The following is a 17,901-nucleotide window of genomic DNA, read 5'->3' as shown; positions in this document are numbered from 1 at the left end:
TCTATCTTTGCATCACCAGAAACTGGCGCGTAACTCAGGCGCGAGATAATGCTTATCTCCCGGCTTGACGCCGAACGCGGCATAAAATTCCGGTATGTTCTGCACCACACCATTTACCCGATAGCGCAGCGGCGCATGGGGATCATTCACGGCCTGGGCTAACAGCGCAGAATCTGTCAATTTACCGCGACGTGTCATGGCATAACCGATAAAAAAGCGCTGCTCACCACTAAAGCCATCCAACACCGGAGACGGCTTACCTTGCAAACTGTCCAGATACGCATAATAAGCGAGACGCAAACCAGCCAAATCGCCGATATTTTCATTCAGGGTTAACTTGGCATTCACTTTCAGATCTGGCAACACGTCGAACTGACTGTACTGGGCAATCAGCTTATCGGCGCGCTCGGCAAACGCCTGTTTGTCCTTATCCGTCCACCAGTGTCGCAAGTTGCCGTTGGCATCAAAGCGGCTGCCCTGACTATCAAAACCATGGCTGATTTCATGGCCAATAATGGCTCCAATCGCTCCGTAGTTTACCGCATCATCGGCTTCCAGCTGGAAAAACGGAGCTTGTAAACGGGCCGCCGGAAACACGATTTCATTCATGGTGGGGTCGTAATAGGCATTGACCGTTTGCGGCGACATAAACCATTCAGTTCTGTCCACCGGTGCTTTCAGTTTGCGCAGTTCCGCCTGGTAATTGAACAGAGCCAGTTGTCTGACGTTATCCATGTGCTTTTTCGGGTCGAACGTTAACCCGCTGAAATCGCGCCAGCTTGTTGGATAACCGATCTTAGTACCAAAGCGCTGTAACTTTTCCAGCGCCGCCAGTTTGGTCTCATCACTCATCCAATCCAGCACTTTTAAACGCTTTTCAAAGGTGGTGAGCACCTGTGACACCATTTTTTCGACGCGCTGCTTGGCCTCTGGCGGGAAGTTCTCCGCAACATATAATTTGCCAAGCGGGTCGGCCATACGCTGGCTGATAAATGACACTGAACGGCGCCAACGGGTCTTTTTCTGCTGTTGACCGGATAAGATAGTGCCATGTAATAAATGATGCATATCATCAACCGCGGCAGGCAAATGTCGGGCCCGGCTATCAATCAAGCGATACAGCAAATAGGCCTGCCAGTCCTCGAGCGGGGTGTTGTGCAACACAGATGCTAACCCCTGCAGGTAACGGGGATGATCAATATTGATGCGGTCGGTGTAATCCGCCAACACGTCTAACCCTGCCCACGGAAATTGCGGGCTAATTTGTGCCAGCTCGTCCAGTGCATAAGGATGATAGGTTTCATCGGTGTCGCGACTACTCATCTCTTCTATATGCAACGACGCCAATTGTTGTTCTATACCCAGCACGGCCGGCACGCGCTTCTGCCATACCGGGTCAGGCAGAAATCCCAACATTTGTTGTACATATAAGCCCAACGCCTGACGATAGCCGGCAAACTGGGTGTTGTCGTTGTCCAGATAATAGCGGCGTGACGGCAGGGTCAGGCCGTTCTGGTGCAGGTAAAGTAAGTTGCGGGTAGCGTCTTTTAAATCCGGTTGCACATACAGCGTAAAGGGCACCATCACGCCACGCATTTCCAGAAACAGCATGCAACGCACCAGTTCTTCATGATTACTAATGGCAAGGATTTGGCGGATTTCAGGAGTAAGTGGCGTTAATCCCAGCAGCTCAATCTGCGCAGTGTCCATCCAGCTCCGGTATAAATCAGCAATCAAGCGTTGCTCATCGCTGGGATCACGAGCCTGCGCAGCCTGCTCAACAATACGCTTTAACGCCTGTTCGGTCTGTTCGTAGGCTTCGGTATAGATGGAATAACTGGTGAATTGTGCGGGAATCTTAGTACGCGCCAGCCAGGTGCCGTTCACATACTGATAAAAGTCATCCTGAGGGCGAATACTGGTGTCCATCGCTGCGAGATCAAGCCCGCTTTGCACCGGTACTGTGACCTGAGCAAATCCGCTGACAGTAAGCGCAACCCACAGGATCGCAGCATGCACAATTTTCGCGCCATTTCCCATGCTGTACGTTACGTCCCTGATCCTGTTTAAGCCCACCACATTACCTTAATTTTGCTTAATTAGCTCACAACAAACGCAATCTTAATGAAATTATCATGCACTCAGGACCTGCAGAGTCTGTGGCCAAACCCCGCTCTGATTCAACCTTGTGTATCAGTTTTTACTGGTACGCAGAATCAACTGACGCACCTTTAATTTGGTGGCACGCCAATGGGTTTTCGGTTTATTCGGCGCCAGCGTCAGAACATGTTCAAACTGGGCGTCTGTTAACGTTACCTCACCCACATGGGCAAGCCATAGCGCGGCGGGCTGCATGGCTCTGACTTTGTGCAGAGATGCACGGTATTGATTAGGATGAAACACGGGAAATGGCGGGCAAAAACGGCCCTTAACCTGCACCATTAAATCGGCCACATACATCTTGTTGCTTGGCATGTGCCACAACGAAATATCGCGGTCAGTATGCCCGGGAGTCGTCACCACCTGCCAGTCCTCAAAGCCAGGCAAAAGTTGCCCATCAGCCAGCTGCCGATCGGGTCGTAGCAACGGGGAATACCACACATTTTGCCGGCGCTTACCAATACGCCCAGCCACCCACTGGGTCAGGATCAGATCCGTAGCAAACATCAGCCAACCGGACATACCGCGATACCACGGCCGCTCAACCACGCCACTGATGATCTGACAACCGGTTAAATCCCTGAGTGTATGTGCAGCGCCAGCATGATCCGGGTGCATATGGGTGACCACCACCAGCTTTAAGTCGCTAAAAGGCCGCGCCAAGGTTTGCTGGATAAAGTCCCTGAGCAGGCTGACATCAGGACGACTACAGCCATCCAGCAACAACAACCCATGAGGGTACTCAACCAGATATATTTTTTGGATGTAACCATCAAGAATATGTAGTTTCACAACCGTCAGCCCTCGGCCAGATAAGTTTGGATGGCGTCGAGAAATTCCTGCCCATAGCGTTCCAGTTTAGTCTGCCCAATCCCGTAAATTGCCAGCATTTCGGTCAGGCTTTCCGGCGTAACATCCGCCAGTTCCATCAGCGTTTGATCACTAAAGACCACGTATGGGGGCACTGCGTCACGCTCAGCGATTTGCTTGCGTTTATGTTTCAGACGGGCATACAAACGTTTGTCATAGAAACGTCGCTCTGGCTTGGCCCGCTGCTGCCAGTCCATGGTCAGACGAGGCACCGCGAGGGTTACCGTCTGTTCGCCTTTCAATACAGGGCGCGCCGCTTCAGTGAGCTTCAATACCGCCCGCTGCGTGATATCCACCCGCAATAATCCCTGATGAATCAATTGGTTAATCACATTGTGCCAATAGGCATCAGGGGAGTCATGGCCAATCCCGAAGGTGGTGAGCTGATCGTGACCCGCATCCACTATGTGTGCGAGCTTTTTGCCACGCAATATATCCACCACATAATCACTGTCGGATGTCTGCTTTAGCCGGTAGACACAAGACAGCACTTTTTGCGCGATTTCGCTGCCGTCGAACTGGCGCGGCGGATCGAGACAGATATCGCAGTTACCGCAGGCTTTGGCATTGTATTCACCAAAGTAGTTCAACAGCACCTGACGACGACAGGTTTGTGCCTCGGCCAGTGCATGCATGGCTGCAAAGCGCTGCAACTCGACAGCCTGACGCTCCGGGTTATCATTTTCACTGATCCACTGGCGGATTTTAGCCACATCCTTTTCATCAAACAGCAATAAGGCTTCCGCCGGCAAGCCGTCCCGCCCGGCACGACCAGTTTCCTGATAATAAGACTCGATACTGCGCGGCAAATCCACATGCACCACAAAGCGTACATCCGGCTTATTGATGCCCATGCCAAACGCCACAGTGGCTACCACCACATCGATACGATCCTGAATAAATGCCCGCTGCACATACTCGCGCATATCGCTTTCCATGCCAGCATGGTAGGCCATGCAATTGATGCCCTGCGCGGCCAGCTTAGCGGCCACGTCGTCCACCTTACGACGACTATTGCAATACACGATGCCGCTGCCTTCCTGGGTGGCGATGTATTTTTGTAATTGTTCCTGGGGCTTAAACTTAAGTAATTGTGAGTAGCGAATGTTGGGGCGATCAAAACTGCCCTGATAAATAAATGGATTTTGCAGGCCCAACTGAATCAGGATATCGCGCCGGGTTGCCAGATCGGCAGTGGCGGTTAGCCCCATCACCGGAATGGCCGGAAACAGCTGTTTAAGCTGCCCAAGTTGGCAGTATTCCTTTCGAAAATCGTGTCCCCAATGAGACACACAGTGCGCTTCATCGATGGCAAATAACTGCACATCCCACTCCTGCACCCGGTGCAGGAAGTCCGCCTGCATCAGACGCTCGGGAGCAACATACAGAATCTTAATTCTTGCTTCATGCAGGGCATTGAGCACCGCAATTTGCTGCTCTTTAGGTTGCGACGAATTGAGTAACTCCGCCGCCACACCCGCCACTTTGAGCGCATCGACCTGATCGCGCATCAGCGAGATCAGTGGCGACACCACGATAGTCAGACCGGGTAATAACAACGCAGGAATTTGATAACACAATGACTTCCCCCCGCCAGTGGGCATCAGCACCAGCGTATCCTGACCATCGAGGGTGTGTTCAATCACACTCTCCTGCCCTGGCCGGAAAGTACGATAGCCAAATACCTGTTTAAGTACCGAGAGGGCACTAGTATGCGGTGTTGTCATTATTCCTGTTGATGGTTATGGGTCCGGCCGCGCAGTTTAGCGCAAAAGCCGCTCTCGCTGGAGCAGGACTTACTTGAATTTACCTAAAAGGCAGGAGATAGTCAGACTACATCCAAGACTAGCTATTCTGTATGCAACAAACTGATACAATCAATGAGGCTATTACGCAGATTTTCCGCGATATGCCATTTAACCAGCTACTCGGCCTGGTATTCGTCCGCTACGATAACGAACAGGTGGAAATCCACATGCCAGCCAATCAGCAGCTGACCGGTAACCCCATGCTGGGGATATTACACGGCGGGGTAACCGCGTCGATTTTGGATACGGCCGGCGGTTTGATGGCGGTGTTAGAAGCCGTGCGCCACATGCCAGATGTGGCCATTGATGAACTACGCCAGCGCTTACGCAAAGTCGGCACCATTGATATGCGTGTGGATTATCTGCGTCCGGGTTCGGGTGACACCTTCATTGCTACCGCCCATGTGATTCGCAAAGGCAGTCGGGTCGCGGTCTGTCGCATGGAATTACATAACGATCAGGGTACCCATATCGCAGTAGGTACCGGTACCTATATGATTAGCTGATGACAGAACTCAGACCTTTCGACCTCACAGATTTCGACACACTGACCGGTTGGTTTCCCAATGAACACGCGGTATTCCAGTGGGCAGGGCCTAGTGGAGGTTTTCCACTTCGGCACGAACACCTGCAACTGGCCAGCTGTCACAGTTTCAGCCTGTGGCACAACCAGCAATTGGTGGGGTTTGGTCAGTTTTATCTTCGCCACCAGCGGGCGCATATGGCCCGGTTGGCCATCGCACCGCACGCACGCGGTCAGGGGTTAATCCAGACATTACTCAATGGGCTGGAACAGACCGCACAACAAACGCTGGCGCATCATGGCTTTAGTCTGTTTGTACTGGCCGACAATACCCCCGCGCGACAGGCTTATGAGCGCGCCGGTTATTCTTATGCCGACTATCCGGATGTTATGCCGCTGGAAAATTGTCTGTATATGCTAAAAGTGGCTAACTAAGCGCTGAACAGAATTGTAATTTCATTGCGCTTAGCGCACCATTTGCGCCCATTTCCCTGACCTGACGTGACCATGCAGCAAAATCCAGCGCGTGCCGGTGTACTCTATGCCATCGCAGCTTACAGCATGTGGGGCTTTGCCCCTGTCTATTTCAAAGCGATCAAAGCCATTCCCGCCACTGAGATACTGATGCACCGCATCGTATGGTCCATGTTAATTTTGGTGGTACTGGCGTTTGGATTAAAAAATATTCACAAGGTCAAAGCTGCGTTACGCCAACCCGCGGTGCTGAAAACCCTGCTGATTTCCGGGGTGTTGCTGGCCGGCAACTGGCTGTTGTTTATCTGGGCGGTGAATAATGATCATCTTCTCGAGGCGAGCCTCGGTTACTACATAAATCCACTAATCAACGTGTTACTGGGTTTTGTCTTCCTCGGTGAACGCTTATATCGGCTGCAACAGGTAGCAGTAGGACTGGCGCTGATTGGGGTCAGTTATCTGGTGATCAGTGTGGGGCATTTACCATGGATCGCTCTGGTATTGGCCGGCAGTTTTGGCATTTATGGCTTGTTGCGTAAGCAGGTGGCAGTGGACTCGTTACCCGGCTTGTTGATCGAAACCAGCATGATGATGCCCTTTGCGCTGGGTTACTGGATTTGGTTCGCCAGTCCCAGTGCCGACTTCACCCAAAATAGCAGCAGTCTGAATTTATTGCTGATGGCCGCCGGCATTGTCACCACCGCGCCGTTGCTGTGCTTTACCGCCGCGGCCAAGCGTTTGATGTATTCAACCCTGGGGTTCTTTCAGTATATCGGCCCGAGTGTGATGTTTATTCTGGCCGTCGCCTTGTACAACGAACCACTAGAACCGGCACGCCTGGTCACATTTGGCTTTGTGTGGACAGCATTGGCGCTGTTTAGTTTTGACTCATACCGGCGCTACCGTCAGCAGCGCCGTGCGCGAAAGACCGCTTAAGATTTTGGATTGGGTAACGGCTGGACAGTAAGCTGATAAAGCTTCCAGCCATCGCCTTCGCGATGCCAGGTCTCCGCCAGCGCAGACGTGGACATAGAACTTTGCTGATTTGGGCCGATATAGGCTTCAGTCACAATGCGGCGACTAAACGCGAAGTCCCCTTTAACCTGAATATCAACAATATCGGCGGTACGCGCCGCCACTGACCAGCCACGTGCAATCCAGGTCGACACACCCTCAACCCAGCCATCTTTGTCATTCACCGCCTGGCTGCCAATGGTCCAGCGAGTGAAATCGTCACACAACTGGCTGGCATAGTCGTCGATACTGGCAGACTTATAATCACTGGCATCGGCCAGTTGCTGCATGGCGTGGACAATTTGTTGCTGTTGCTCATCCCAGCGTGGCGCAGCGTTAACTGTGCCGGCTAACCACAATGCTATCCAAAGTAATCTTCGCATTTGCTGTTCCTGTTAATCACTAATGACGCGGTTACGCCCCTGTTGTTTGGCGCAATATAGTCGCTTGTCTGCTGATGCAATTGCCGCATCCAGCTCAAAACTGCGAATTTGTGCCACGCCAATACTTATGGTGCATTGCAGTGTTTGCTGACGATAGCGAATGGTCAGGCTCTCAACCTGTTGGCGTAACCCATCCAGCCGTTGCCGGATAACCTCTGGCTCACCATGCAGCAGCAATACAAATTCTTCACCGCCCATGCGGGCTGCCAGACCATCCGCACTGTTTTGTTTAATAATACCGGCAACGGCCTTAAGCGCGGCATCACCAGCATCATGGCCATAGGTATCATTGACCATTTTAAAGTGATCAATATCCAGCAGTGCCACCTGGCTGGATTTAAAGCGACGCAAAAAATCCGGCGCCTGCGCGAAAAAATGCCGGCGATTAGACAGCCCGGTAAGCCAATCCGAATGTGCGGCCTCGCTTAACGCGCCAATCACATCCAGATAGTCCACGTTCAACTGCACCCGACAGAGCATCTCTTCGACACTGAAGGGCTCAATAATATAGTCATTGGCGCCGCCTTTGATAAAACTAGCTGATACCCCGTTGGACTTGTCTGGCGCTACACCAAGAATAGCCAGTCTGTCTTTGCTGTATTGCTGGCGCAACTGCTCCACCAACAAAATGCCTGACTGACCGGCAATCTCATCGGCAACAATCAACAAACGGATATGTGGGTACTGACTGAGCATTCGATTGACCTTTTTCAGGTCATTTACCGCAAACACATCAAAATTGTAGCGCTGTAAAATCTGCTGGATATTACGTCGCTTGCGTTCAATGGCCTCCACCACTAACACCCCAACGGCACGGTTCTTATCCAGCCGGGTCAGTAAGCGGCTGATATAGTCATACACCTGGGCATTGCCTTTGGCGAAATAATCCACCACCGGTATTTTGAACATGGCGTTACGCACACTGGGCTCGTCGGTATCGGCCATCACAATCACCGGAATATAGGCGTCGAGCATTTCGCGTACAGCTTCACCATGACGCGCATCTGGCAGGGCATAATCAACAATGGCGCACAGATAAGTTTCTGGCTGATCCTCAGCAAACAGATAGCGTGCCTGGGTCAGGCTGGTGGTCATCACAGGTTCAAAGCCGGCGGTATCCACCACCTGACGCAAAATCTCGCCAACCTGTTGGTTATCCTCAATGACCAGCACTTTTAGCCGCATGCAGCAACTCCCCCACTCTGTGATTGCAGCGCAACGAATAAAAGCCAACGCCGCAAAATGATCGGCTTAACTTAACGCCTGCAATTTAGCGTAGGCGACCATCAACCATTTGCTACCTACATCGTCGAAGTTGATCTGCACTTTCGCCAATTCACCACTACCTTCGTAGCTGATCACCACACCTTCACCAAATTTCTGGTGCAGCACCCGCTGTCCGAGCTTAAATCCGGTTGATTCAAATGCCAGGTGCGACGTAGCTGATTGCATGCTGCGCCCGGTGTGCACAGGGCGGCTGACTGTGGTGCGCAAGCGTACTTCCTGCACACATTCAGCAGGAATCTCGCGGATAAATCTGGATGGACGATGGAATTTTTCCTGACCGTACAAGCGGCGCGACTCCGCATGAGAAATGACCAGCTTCTCCATTGCGCGGGTCATGCCCACATAACAAAGACGCCGCTCTTCTTCCAGGCGTCCCGGTTCTTCATTGGTTTGCTGGCTGGGGAACATGCCTTCTTCTACCCCGGCGAGGAAGACTAACGGGAATTCCAAACCTTTCGCGGTGTGAATGGTCATCATCTGTACCGCGTCCTGATCGGTGTCAGCCTGGGTTTCGCCTGCCTCCAGCGAAGCGTGGGCCAGGAATGCAGTGAGTGGCGTCATTTCTTCCGCGTCTTCCGGCATCTCAAAACTCTTACAGGCAGTGACTAATTCATCCAGGTTGTCGATGCGGCTTTGAGCCTTTTCACCCTTTTCCGCCTGATACATGGCACGTAAACCACTTTGATTGATCGCCACTTTGGCCTGGTTATCCAGGGTCAGTTCGCGACAGGCGTCCTGCAGTTCTTCCACCAGTTGAATAAAGCTACTGAGGGCATTGGCCGCACGGCCAGACAGACGCTTCTCGCTGATCATCTGCATTGCGGTATGCCACATGGATTTATCATGATGGCGAGCCAGTTCCCGGATCTGTTCCAGCGTGCGATCGCCGATACCACGGCTCGGTGTATTGACCACCCGCTCAAACGCCGCATCATCCATCGGCTGGGCAATCATGCGCAAATATCCCAATGCGTCTTTGATTTCCTGACGCTCGAAGAAGCGCGTGCCGCCATACATGCGGTAAGGGATCGCCTGGGTTAACAGCGCCTCTTCCAACACCCGCGACTGCGCGTTGTTACGGTACAAAATCGCTGTATCGGTTAATGCGCCGCCTTTATCCCGCCAGTCACTGATTTGCGCCACGATAAAGCGAGCCTCATCCAGTTCGTTAAATGCGCTGTACAGAGAAATAGCCTCGCCATCCGAGCCGTCGGTCCACAGTTCTTTACCTAAACGCCCTGCGTTGTTATCAATAACGGCATTCGCCGCTTGCAGGATTTTGCCGGTTGAGCGGTAATTCTGTTCGAGACGAATGGTTTCTGCGCCCGGATAATCACGCAAAAAGTGCGAAATATTTTCCACGTTGGCACCGCGCCAGCCATAGATAGACTGATCGTCGTCGCCCACAATCATGGTGTTGTTATCGGGGCATTGCAGCAAGCGTAACCAGGCATACTGGATGTTATTGGTGTCCTGAAATTCGTCCACCAGAATGGCGCGAAAACGGCGACGATAGTGAGCCAGGATCTCCGGATTATTCGCCCACAATTCATACGCGCGCAGCAGCAGTTCGGCAAAGTCCACCAGCCCGGAGCGATCGCAGGTTTGTTGGTATGCCGCGTAAATGTCACGCATCTTCGCTTGCTGGGCATCGCCATAAGTTTCGATATGCTGCGGGCGTAATCCTTCATCTTTATTGCTGTTGATGTACCACTGCACATGCTTGGGCTGATAATGCTTTTCGTCCAGATTCAGGCTTTTCAGTACGCGGCGAATCAGACGGTACTGATCGTCCGAGTCAAGGATCTGAAAGGTCTGTGGTAATTTACATTCTTCAAAATGGCGGCGCAGCAAGCGGTGCGCAATACCGTGGAACGTGCCCATCCACATGCCATGCAAACTGGTCTGCATCAACGACTCAATCCGGCCGCGCATCTCACGGGCGGCTTTATTGGTAAAGGTCACGGCCAGAATGCTATGAGAGGAAATCCCTTCGACCTGCATCAGCCACGCGATACGGTGTACCAGCACCCGGGTTTTACCTGAACCAGCGCCGGCCAATACCAGCATATCCTGGCGTGGCGCGGATACTGCCGCACGTTGTTTATCGTTCAGGTCATCAATCAGGTGGGATACATCCATCGGCTTACTCGTTGTGGCAGATCTATTGGCGCAAAGTATACCAAGCATACTGTTTTTTTATACATTAAATTCGGTGCGGATCGGTCTGTTGCTTTTTCCGACAAGGGCTGCCATAACCAGAGCATCAACAAAAAGGACACATGACAATGACGAATCCAATCGGTTGGTTTGAAATTTATGTACAGGACATGCCACGGGCAAAAGCATTTTATCAGCAGGTTTTTCAGCGCGGGTTTTCCCCCATCAGCGACACGGGCGCCGTGCAAATGTGGTCATTTGATAACGATATGCAAAATTACGGCAGTGGCGGCGCATTAGTCCGGATTGACGGTATGCCATCCGGCAACAACAGCACCATTGTGTATTTTCAATGTGAAGACTGCAGTGTCGAACAAGGCCGGGTAGAACAAGCGGGAGGCAAAGTGTATCGCGCTAAAATGGCAATCGGTGAATATGGCTTTGTCAGTCTGGTGAAAGATCCGGATGGCAATCTGCTTGGCCTGCATTCGATGCAATAACGTCAGCATTAATCTGCCCCTGGGAGTAGGTCAGTGCGTAACCCGCGACATTGACCCGCTCACTGCCTACCTGACAATAAAGCGTGCCTCCGCGTTTTGATACTTGTTTGGCCACCAGTGTGGATTTATTCAGCCGGGTCGCCCAATACGGCGCGAGCCCTGCGTGGATTGACCCGGTGACCGGGTCTTCATCACTCCCATTAGCCGGCCAGAAATAACGGCTGACAAAATCTGCCTGGGCCGACGAATCCGGCGCGGTCGCTACCACATCATAGGGTGCCAGCAATTTAAGCTGTGCGGAATCCGTCGTTAATTCAACTACCTGACTGGCATCCGGATAAATAGCAAACCAGGCCTGTGTGCTGCGTAATACTGCGATGGGTGGAATGGATAAACCGGCCAGCAAGGCAGCAGGCGTAGCATCAATGGGCTCAGGCTCACGTCTCGGAAAGTCCATTTCAATCCGTCCTTCAGGCCCCCGGCAAACCACCAGCTGCCCCACTTTTTCGGTGTGAAAGACCAGTTGCCCTTCTAGATGCTTATGATGAAACAACACATGGGCACTGGCTAACGTGGCGTGACCACAAAAATCCACCTCAGTAAGCGGGGAAAACCAGCGAATTGCATAATGATTTGGGGCGCTGAGCGGCTGCACAAATGCCGTTTCAGAAAGATTATTCTCACTGGCGATGGCTTGCATCAGTGCTTCGGGCAAGGCTTCGTCCAGTAGCACCACTGCAGCAGGATTACCGGCAAAGGCCTGCTGAGTAAATGCATCAACCACATAAAGCGGTAACGTTTGCATCAGCCCAGCAATCCCAACTTAACCGGTAAACGCACGGTTGCCATCAGGCCACCCTGAGGATGGTTGGTCAGCTGAATTTCACCAGAGTGCATATCCACAATACGCTTGATAATCGCCAGGCCAAGACCAGAACCCACGCTACCGCGCGCTTTATCGCCCTGAGCAAAAGGCTGGAATAAATTTTCAATCTGGTTTTCATCGATGCCCGGGCCATGGTCACGCACCACAAAATACACACGCTTGGCGCGCTTATCATAGCCGGTGGTGATATCGACCTGTTCGCCACCGTAACGGAAGGCGTTTTCCAGTAAGTTATCCAGTACCCGTTTGATGGCGACCCGGCGAATTTGCACATCCGGAACCTGGGATAGTTCCAGCGACACCTGACGGGATTCTTCGCGTTCCCAACGGGACGCCACTTCATCTATCAGATGATTGATATTGCTGACTTCAATTTTTTCGGTCTGATCCTGGCGCACATAATCAATAAACTGGTCGATAATCGCGTTCATATCTTCTATGTCAGACACAATGCCATCTTTAATCCATTCGGCTTCTTGCGGCATCATCTCAGTAGCCAGGCGTATGCGGGTCAGCGGTGTGCGCAGATCATGGGAAATACCTGCGGTTAGCAAGGCACGATCATCTTCTAACTGTTTGATACCTTTAGACATTTGGTTGAACGCCCGCGTCACCGCCATCAGCTCGGTCGAGCCCCCTTCTTTGAGTGGTTTGGGGAACATTCCTCGTCCCACCTGCATCGCAGCCAACTGCAAAGCCTTTAATGGTCGATTCAGGCGCCGCACAAATAACCAGCCACCGGCCACCGACAGCACGCCGATCACCATCAGGTAAATGGTCAATGGCGACAAGGCTTCCGATTCACGCGCGCCATCCAGCGGTACTACTACCCAATAATCCGGATGATGATCACTGCGGATCCACACCAGATACGGCGATGTAGCCGACATATGCACCTCGGCGTTCAGCCCCAGTTGCTGAGACATTTCGCGAGATAACACCTGGTAATACTTGGCCTGTTTTAGCCCGTTGTTTTCCGCTTCAGCATTGCTAAGAATGCGTATTCCTGTTTGCTGCTGAAGTAAATCGCGGCTTTTAGGGTCAACAATGAAGTGCTCGTCCAGATATATCAGGCCAACCTGCTTGGCCATCAAACTATTAATTTGCTGGTAGCTGGGCAAAATAAAGTAGTAGGTGACCGACACATAGGACACCACCTGATTAATCAGTAGCAATACGCCAATGAGCAACACTGTTTGCCCAAAGGCGCTACGTGGCAGGACGCGCATCAGGCTGAGGCTTCACCATCTGGTACGAAAACATAACCTAAGCCCCATACAGTTTGAATGTAACGGGGGTTGGCAGGGTCAACTTCCAGCATACGGCGCAGACGCGATACCTGCACATCAATCGAGCGTTCCAGCGCACTGTAATCACGTCCGCGCGCCAGATTCATCAGTTTGTCACGGGACAGTGGCTCACGCGGATGGGTCACCAGCGATTTCAGTACCGCAAATTCGCCGCTGGTCAGCAACATTGGTTCACCATTTTTGCTCATTTCACGGGTAGCCAGATTGAGTTTGTATTCACCAAACTCAACCACTTGCTCTTCTTTGGAAGGTGCGCCCGGTGCATCGTTGGATTTGCGACGCAACACCGCCTTGGCACGCGCCAGCAATTCTCTTGGATTAAACGGTTTTGGCAGGTAATCATCCGCGCCCATTTCCAGGCCGATGATGCGATCCACTTCATCGCCTTTGGCGGTAAGCATGATGATCGGGATCTCATTCTCGCGCTGTCGCAAACGACGGCAGATAGACAGGCCATCCTCACCGGGCAGCATCAAATCCAGCACCATCAGGTGAAAGTTTTCTCGCTCCAACAAACGGTCCATTTGCTCACTGTTTGCCGCCGCGCGCACCTGAAAGCCCTGCTCGACCAGATAACGTTCCAGCAGGCTGCGCAAACGCATATCATCGTCTACGACTAATATCTTAGGTGTTTCCTGCCCCATGAGATTGCTCCACAATTTTGCTTTATGACACTATAAGTGAAAGGTAACTGTTTCAAAAGCGTCGCTTTTTTTGTTTGTAGCTTGCTTTGTTACAAAGTTTGTCGGGTAAACTACACACACAAAAGTTAACGGAGATTTTCCATGCAAGTAGAAGTGAAATGGCAAGGCGAACTGCAGTTTGAAGCAACCACCGAATCCGGCAACAAATTGGTGTTAAGTGGCGATAAAACCCAGGGCACCACACCGATGGAAGCCGTATTGGCCGCCGCCGCCAGTTGTTCGTCGGTCGATGTCGTGAGTATTTTGCAAAAGGCTCGTCAAAACGTCAGTGGCGTGGAAGTGAAAGTATCAGCCGTACGCGCCGATGCGGTTCCTGCTGTATTTACCGATATTCACCTGCATTTTGTGGTGACCGGAATCGAGGTTAATCCTAAGCAGGTCGAACGTGCGGTGGATTTATCTGCTGAGAAATATTGTTCGGTATCGATCATGCTCGGCCATGCAGCAAAAGTGACCCATTCCTACGAAGTAAAATCAGCCTGATGAAATCCCGCAACGCGTGGTGGCAGATTCCACTAAGTGCTGCAGCCCTGGTGCTGCTGCTGGAAATCAGTGCCCGCGTTGCCCCTCTGCTTCCCTTTACCCTGCCAGTACCGCTGTTCGCACTGTTTATACTGCTCGTCAGCTTTATGCTGCTCGGCCGGGTTCCTGCTGGCATTCGCGCGATATCTAAAGTGCTGCTCAGCCACTTGAGCATCTTTTTTGTGCCGGCAGTCATCGGGGTTGGCCTGTATATGCAGCAGCTTTTGCCCTGGTTAAGCACACTGGGCTTTGCGCTGGTGATCAGTACCGCAGTCAGCCTGGTTGTCACCGCGTGGCTGGCGCAAAAGCTGGAAAAGGAGCACCCCAGTGCTGACTAAGCTACTGGACGCCTGCATCGGATTAACTCAGTGGCACAATTTGCTGTGGCTACTGGCGACCTTGCTGTGTTATTGGCTGGCACTGCGACTGGCTAAATGGGGCAAACAGCATACCTTGCTGCATCCACTCAGTCTGACCGTACTGATGATTACCGCGCTGATGTTAGTGACCGATACGTCCGTCATGACTTACCGACACGCCAACAGCATTATCGATTGGTTATTGATTCCGGCCACGGCCATTCTCGCGGTACCCATATTCGATCAACTGCAGTACTTGCGCCGCCATTGGCAACGGCTGCTTATTCCGATTATCGCGGGCGGCATTATCGGCCCGCTGCTCGCCACGGCCTGGATGGCCTTCAATGGTGCGGATGCGGCCTTACAAGCCACCATGGCGACTAAGTCCATCACCTCACCGCTGGCGATGGAAGCCAGCAAAGTGATCGGCGGGTGGCCAGATGTGGCGGCCACGCTGGTGATCATCACAGGCCTTATCGGCGCGCTGATTGGCCCGCTGCTGTTTAAGATCTTCCATTTACACTCCGAAACCGCCCAGGGTATTGCTTATGGTACCGCCGCGCACGTGGTAGGTACGGCGAGAGCATTCCGGGTAAGTCCCCGTGCTGGCGCTATGGGAACCGTGGCACTTTGTGTGAACGGTATTCTGACCGCGATTATCCTGCCCATCCTGTATTTGTGGTTATAAAACCAGCGTTACTTTCGATTCGAAATTTTTACCGTTTACCGTAATTTCTTGTTGTTTCGTCGTTGAACATAATTTATGTTCAGGTCACGAGGGAGTGAGAATCCAAATAAAAAACTATTATCCAGGGCGGTGCTGTACTGGTCAGGGAGACCTGCACATCAAAATAAAATATATAATAAAGACAACAAGTTATGAAAAAATTTGCATTAAAGCCGCTAGCCGCGGCGACGCTGACACTGGCGTCAATCTCCACCGCTGCATTCGCAGCAGACGATCGTTACATCATTCAGGTAGATAACAACGGAAAAGGCATTGTGAAAGCACTGGCTAAGCAGCTGGGTGCGGATATTCACATCGATGCTGACGGTTTTATCGCCGCCACTTTCGCCGGAAAATCATTGGACGACGTCCGTGGTCTGATGAACAACCCGCATGTCAAACTGGTAGAGGCTGACCATCGTCGTCAACTGATGAGCCTGTACAGCGATGATATGGGCGATCCGATGCAGCAGCAGTTAACCCCTTACGCGGTTTACCAGTCCAATGCTAATCAGGTGAGCTTCGATGCCAATGCGGGTATCAAGGTGTGTATCATCGACTCAGGTCTGGATGCATCTAACCCTGACTTCGTATGGTCAAATATCACCGGTGATAACGATCCGGGTACAGGTAACTGGTACGTCAACGGTGGCCCACACGGTACACACGTAGCCGGTACCATCGCCGCAGCCGACAACTCATTCGGTGTAGTGGGTATGGCACCGGGTGTGGACTTACATATCATCAAAGTATTTAACGAAAGTGGCTGGGGATACTCTTCTGGTCTGGCACAAGCAGCACAATTGTGCGGTAACGCCGGTGCCAACATCATCAGCATGAGTTTAGGTGGTGGTGGTTCAAGCTCGACCGAAGACAATGCATTTAAAGCCTTTAACGACGCTGGCGGTTTAGTTGTCGCAGCTGCAGGTAACGACGGCAATAGTGTACGTTCTTACCCGGCCGGTTATTCCTCAGTCATGATGGTTGGCGCTAACGATGCCAACAACAACATCGCGGATTTCTCGCAGTTCCCAAGCTGTACCACGGGTCGCGGTAAATCTGTCACCACTGACGAGTCTATCTGTGTGGAAGTCACTGCAGGTGGTGTGGACACCCTGTCTACCTACCCGGCTGGCGGCGCAACTGTACCTGCTCTGACCGTTGACGGTACAGGCCTTGCCACTTCTGCGATGGAAAACACCGGTTCTGCCTCTGCTGCGGCTTACTTCATGGGCACCGCCGAGTCTGTCGACAGCAATGCTGCCGGTAAAGTGTGCGTGATCGACCGTGGCGTGATCTCTTTCCACGATAAAGTGCTGAACTGTGAAAACTCAGGCGGTGTCGCGGCGGTGGTTATCAACAACGTTGACGGCATGCTGTATGGCACATTGGGCGATCCAAACCAAACCAGCATTCCGGCAGTAGGCGCAGATTTCGCAGACCGTGCCGCCTTGTTGGCCGCAGGTAGCATCAGCGTTGCCGTTGAGCCAGGCGACTACGGCTATATGAGCGGTACCTCCATGGCGACGCCAGCGGTTTCTGGTATGGCTGCACTGGTTTGGTCAAACCATCCTGAGTGTACCGGTCAGGAAATCCGTGCCGCACTGAAAGCGACTGCAGTAGACAGTGGTGCAGCGGGTAAAGACGTGTACTTCGGTTACGGTATTGTTGATGCCAAAGCCGCACATGATTACCTGACCGCCAATGCGTGTGCCGGCGGCGATAATGGCGGCGGTACCGGTGGCACCGGTGGTGATTTCAGCCTGAGCGCGACTGGCTACAAAGTAAAAGGTTCACCACGCGTTGACCTGAGCTGGTCAGGTGCCACTGGCAGCAACGTAGACGTGTACCGTGATGGCCAGAAAGTAGTTACCACGGCTAACGATGGTGCTTACACTGACAGCCTGAACTTCAAAGGCGGTGCGGTATTCACCTACCAAATCTGTGAAGCAGGCACAGCGACCTGTTCCGACACAATTCAGGTTGTATTCTAAGACTTAACGAACCCAACCGAATGTAAAGGCCGCTTTTGCGGCCTTTTTTCTTGCGCTTTACCCAACCTCTACTTAACTAACTAATGCAGTAATCATTTCCTTATCTTTCCGGCGGTTACTAAAACCTTTCCTAGCAGGACATCCGTTCGTTATCAGCAAG

Annotated in this window: 17 protein-coding genes; 8 read left to right on the top strand and 9 right to left on the bottom strand. The window is 52.2% G+C overall.

What is annotated here, in order from left to right:
- Positions 1-12: 12 nt before the first annotated feature.
- The 3 genes from TK45_RS06310 to recQ form a co-directional block, all read right to left on the bottom strand.
- Positions 13-2,040, bottom strand: coding sequence for a M13 family metallopeptidase (locus TK45_RS06310; protein WP_131257794.1), 2,028 nt, complete (start codon positions 2,038-2,040; stop codon positions 13-15).
- A 153-nt stretch (positions 2,041-2,193) separates the two neighbouring features.
- Entirely contained in the window at positions 2,194-2,952 is a 759-nt protein-coding gene (locus tag TK45_RS06305; RefSeq protein WP_131257793.1) for an MBL fold metallo-hydrolase, read from the bottom strand.
- A 5-nt stretch (positions 2,953-2,957) separates the two neighbouring features.
- On the bottom strand, positions 2,958-4,757 hold the full coding sequence (gene recQ / locus TK45_RS06300; RefSeq protein ID WP_131257792.1) for a DNA helicase RecQ: 1,800 nt from the start codon (positions 4,755-4,757) through the stop codon (positions 2,958-2,960).
- 131 nt (positions 4,758-4,888) lie between these two features.
- Here recQ and TK45_RS06295 point away from each other — a divergent pair, with 131 nt between their 5' ends.
- The 3 genes from TK45_RS06295 (at position 4,889) to rarD (ending at position 6,771) form a co-directional block, all read left to right on the top strand.
- A complete protein-coding gene (locus TK45_RS06295) occupies positions 4,889-5,344 on the top strand; it encodes a thioesterase family protein (RefSeq protein ID WP_131257791.1) in 456 nt (151 codons plus the stop codon).
- The gene (locus tag TK45_RS06290; RefSeq protein ID WP_131257790.1) at positions 5,344-5,796 is read left to right on the top strand and encodes a GNAT family N-acetyltransferase; all 453 of its coding nucleotides are present in this window, start codon (positions 5,344-5,346) and stop codon (positions 5,794-5,796) included. Before TK45_RS06295 ends, TK45_RS06290 begins: the two co-directional genes overlap by 1 nt.
- A 72-nt stretch (positions 5,797-5,868) precedes the next feature.
- Entirely contained in the window at positions 5,869-6,771 is a 903-nt protein-coding gene (gene rarD / locus TK45_RS06285; RefSeq protein ID WP_371414262.1) for an EamA family transporter RarD, read from the top strand.
- On the opposite strand, the gene TK45_RS06280 is transcribed toward rarD, so the two are convergent.
- The 3 genes from TK45_RS06280 to uvrD form a co-directional block, all read right to left on the bottom strand.
- The gene (locus TK45_RS06280) at positions 6,768-7,232 is read right to left on the bottom strand and encodes a DUF4440 domain-containing protein (RefSeq protein ID WP_131257788.1); all 465 of its coding nucleotides are present in this window, start codon (positions 7,230-7,232) and stop codon (positions 6,768-6,770) included. The genes rarD and TK45_RS06280 overlap by 4 nt on opposite strands.
- A 12-nt stretch (positions 7,233-7,244) precedes the next feature.
- Positions 7,245-8,477, bottom strand: coding sequence for a diguanylate cyclase (locus TK45_RS06275; protein WP_131257787.1), 1,233 nt, complete (start codon positions 8,475-8,477; stop codon positions 7,245-7,247).
- Between the two features lie 66 nt (positions 8,478-8,543).
- Positions 8,544-10,721 carry a DNA helicase II gene (uvrD, locus tag TK45_RS06270; RefSeq protein WP_131257786.1) on the bottom strand — a complete coding sequence of 726 codons (2,178 nt, stop codon included), beginning with the start codon at positions 10,719-10,721 and terminating at the stop codon, positions 8,544-8,546.
- A gap of 146 nt (positions 10,722-10,867) precedes the next feature.
- On the opposite strand from uvrD, the gene TK45_RS06265 reads away from it, so the two are divergent.
- Positions 10,868-11,239 (top strand): VOC family protein, encoded by a 372-nt coding sequence (locus TK45_RS06265; RefSeq protein WP_131257785.1) that lies wholly within the window; start codon positions 10,868-10,870, stop codon positions 11,237-11,239.
- On the opposite strand, the gene TK45_RS06260 is transcribed toward TK45_RS06265, so the two are convergent.
- From TK45_RS06260 to ompR, 3 genes are read right to left on the bottom strand one after another with little or no spacing between them, the layout of a single operon-like run.
- The gene (locus TK45_RS06260) at positions 11,184-12,044 is read right to left on the bottom strand and encodes a PhzF family phenazine biosynthesis protein (RefSeq protein ID WP_131257784.1); all 861 of its coding nucleotides are present in this window, start codon (positions 12,042-12,044) and stop codon (positions 11,184-11,186) included. The genes TK45_RS06265 and TK45_RS06260 overlap by 56 nt on opposite strands.
- Entirely contained in the window at positions 12,044-13,354 is a 1,311-nt protein-coding gene (envZ, locus tag TK45_RS06255) for a two-component system sensor histidine kinase EnvZ (RefSeq protein ID WP_131257783.1), read from the bottom strand. The genes TK45_RS06260 and envZ overlap by 1 nt, the downstream gene beginning before the upstream one ends.
- Positions 13,354-14,079: a two-component system response regulator OmpR gene (gene ompR / locus TK45_RS06250; RefSeq protein WP_131257782.1), complete on the bottom strand. Its 726-nt coding sequence runs from the start codon at positions 14,077-14,079 to the stop codon at positions 13,354-13,356. The genes envZ and ompR overlap by 1 nt, the downstream gene beginning before the upstream one ends.
- A gap of 141 nt (positions 14,080-14,220) precedes the next feature.
- Here ompR and TK45_RS06245 point away from each other — a divergent pair, with 141 nt between their 5' ends.
- The 4 genes from TK45_RS06245 (at position 14,221) to TK45_RS06230 (ending at position 17,741) form a co-directional block, all read left to right on the top strand.
- Positions 14,221-14,622, top strand: a complete 402-nt coding sequence (locus TK45_RS06245) for an OsmC family protein (RefSeq protein WP_131257781.1) — start codon at positions 14,221-14,223, stop codon at positions 14,620-14,622.
- Positions 14,622-14,999, top strand: a complete 378-nt coding sequence (locus TK45_RS06240; RefSeq protein WP_131257780.1) for a CidA/LrgA family protein — start codon at positions 14,622-14,624, stop codon at positions 14,997-14,999. The genes TK45_RS06245 and TK45_RS06240 overlap by 1 nt, the downstream gene beginning before the upstream one ends.
- Positions 14,989-15,708: an LrgB family protein gene (locus TK45_RS06235; protein ID WP_165490720.1), complete on the top strand. Its 720-nt coding sequence runs from the start codon at positions 14,989-14,991 to the stop codon at positions 15,706-15,708. The genes TK45_RS06240 and TK45_RS06235 overlap by 11 nt, the downstream gene beginning before the upstream one ends.
- A gap of 191 nt (positions 15,709-15,899) precedes the next feature.
- Entirely contained in the window at positions 15,900-17,741 is a 1,842-nt protein-coding gene (locus TK45_RS06230; RefSeq protein WP_131257778.1) for a S8 family serine peptidase, read from the top strand.
- Positions 17,742-17,901: the final 160 nt, after the last annotated feature.

Source organism: Bowmanella sp. JS7-9 (assembly GCF_004329715.1).
In the GTDB taxonomy this organism is placed as follows: domain Bacteria; phylum Pseudomonadota; class Gammaproteobacteria; order Enterobacterales; family Alteromonadaceae; genus Pseudobowmanella; species Pseudobowmanella zhangzhouensis.
The sequence above is the reverse complement of the archived record's forward strand: the minus strand, read 5'-3'. Positions and strand labels throughout refer to the sequence as shown.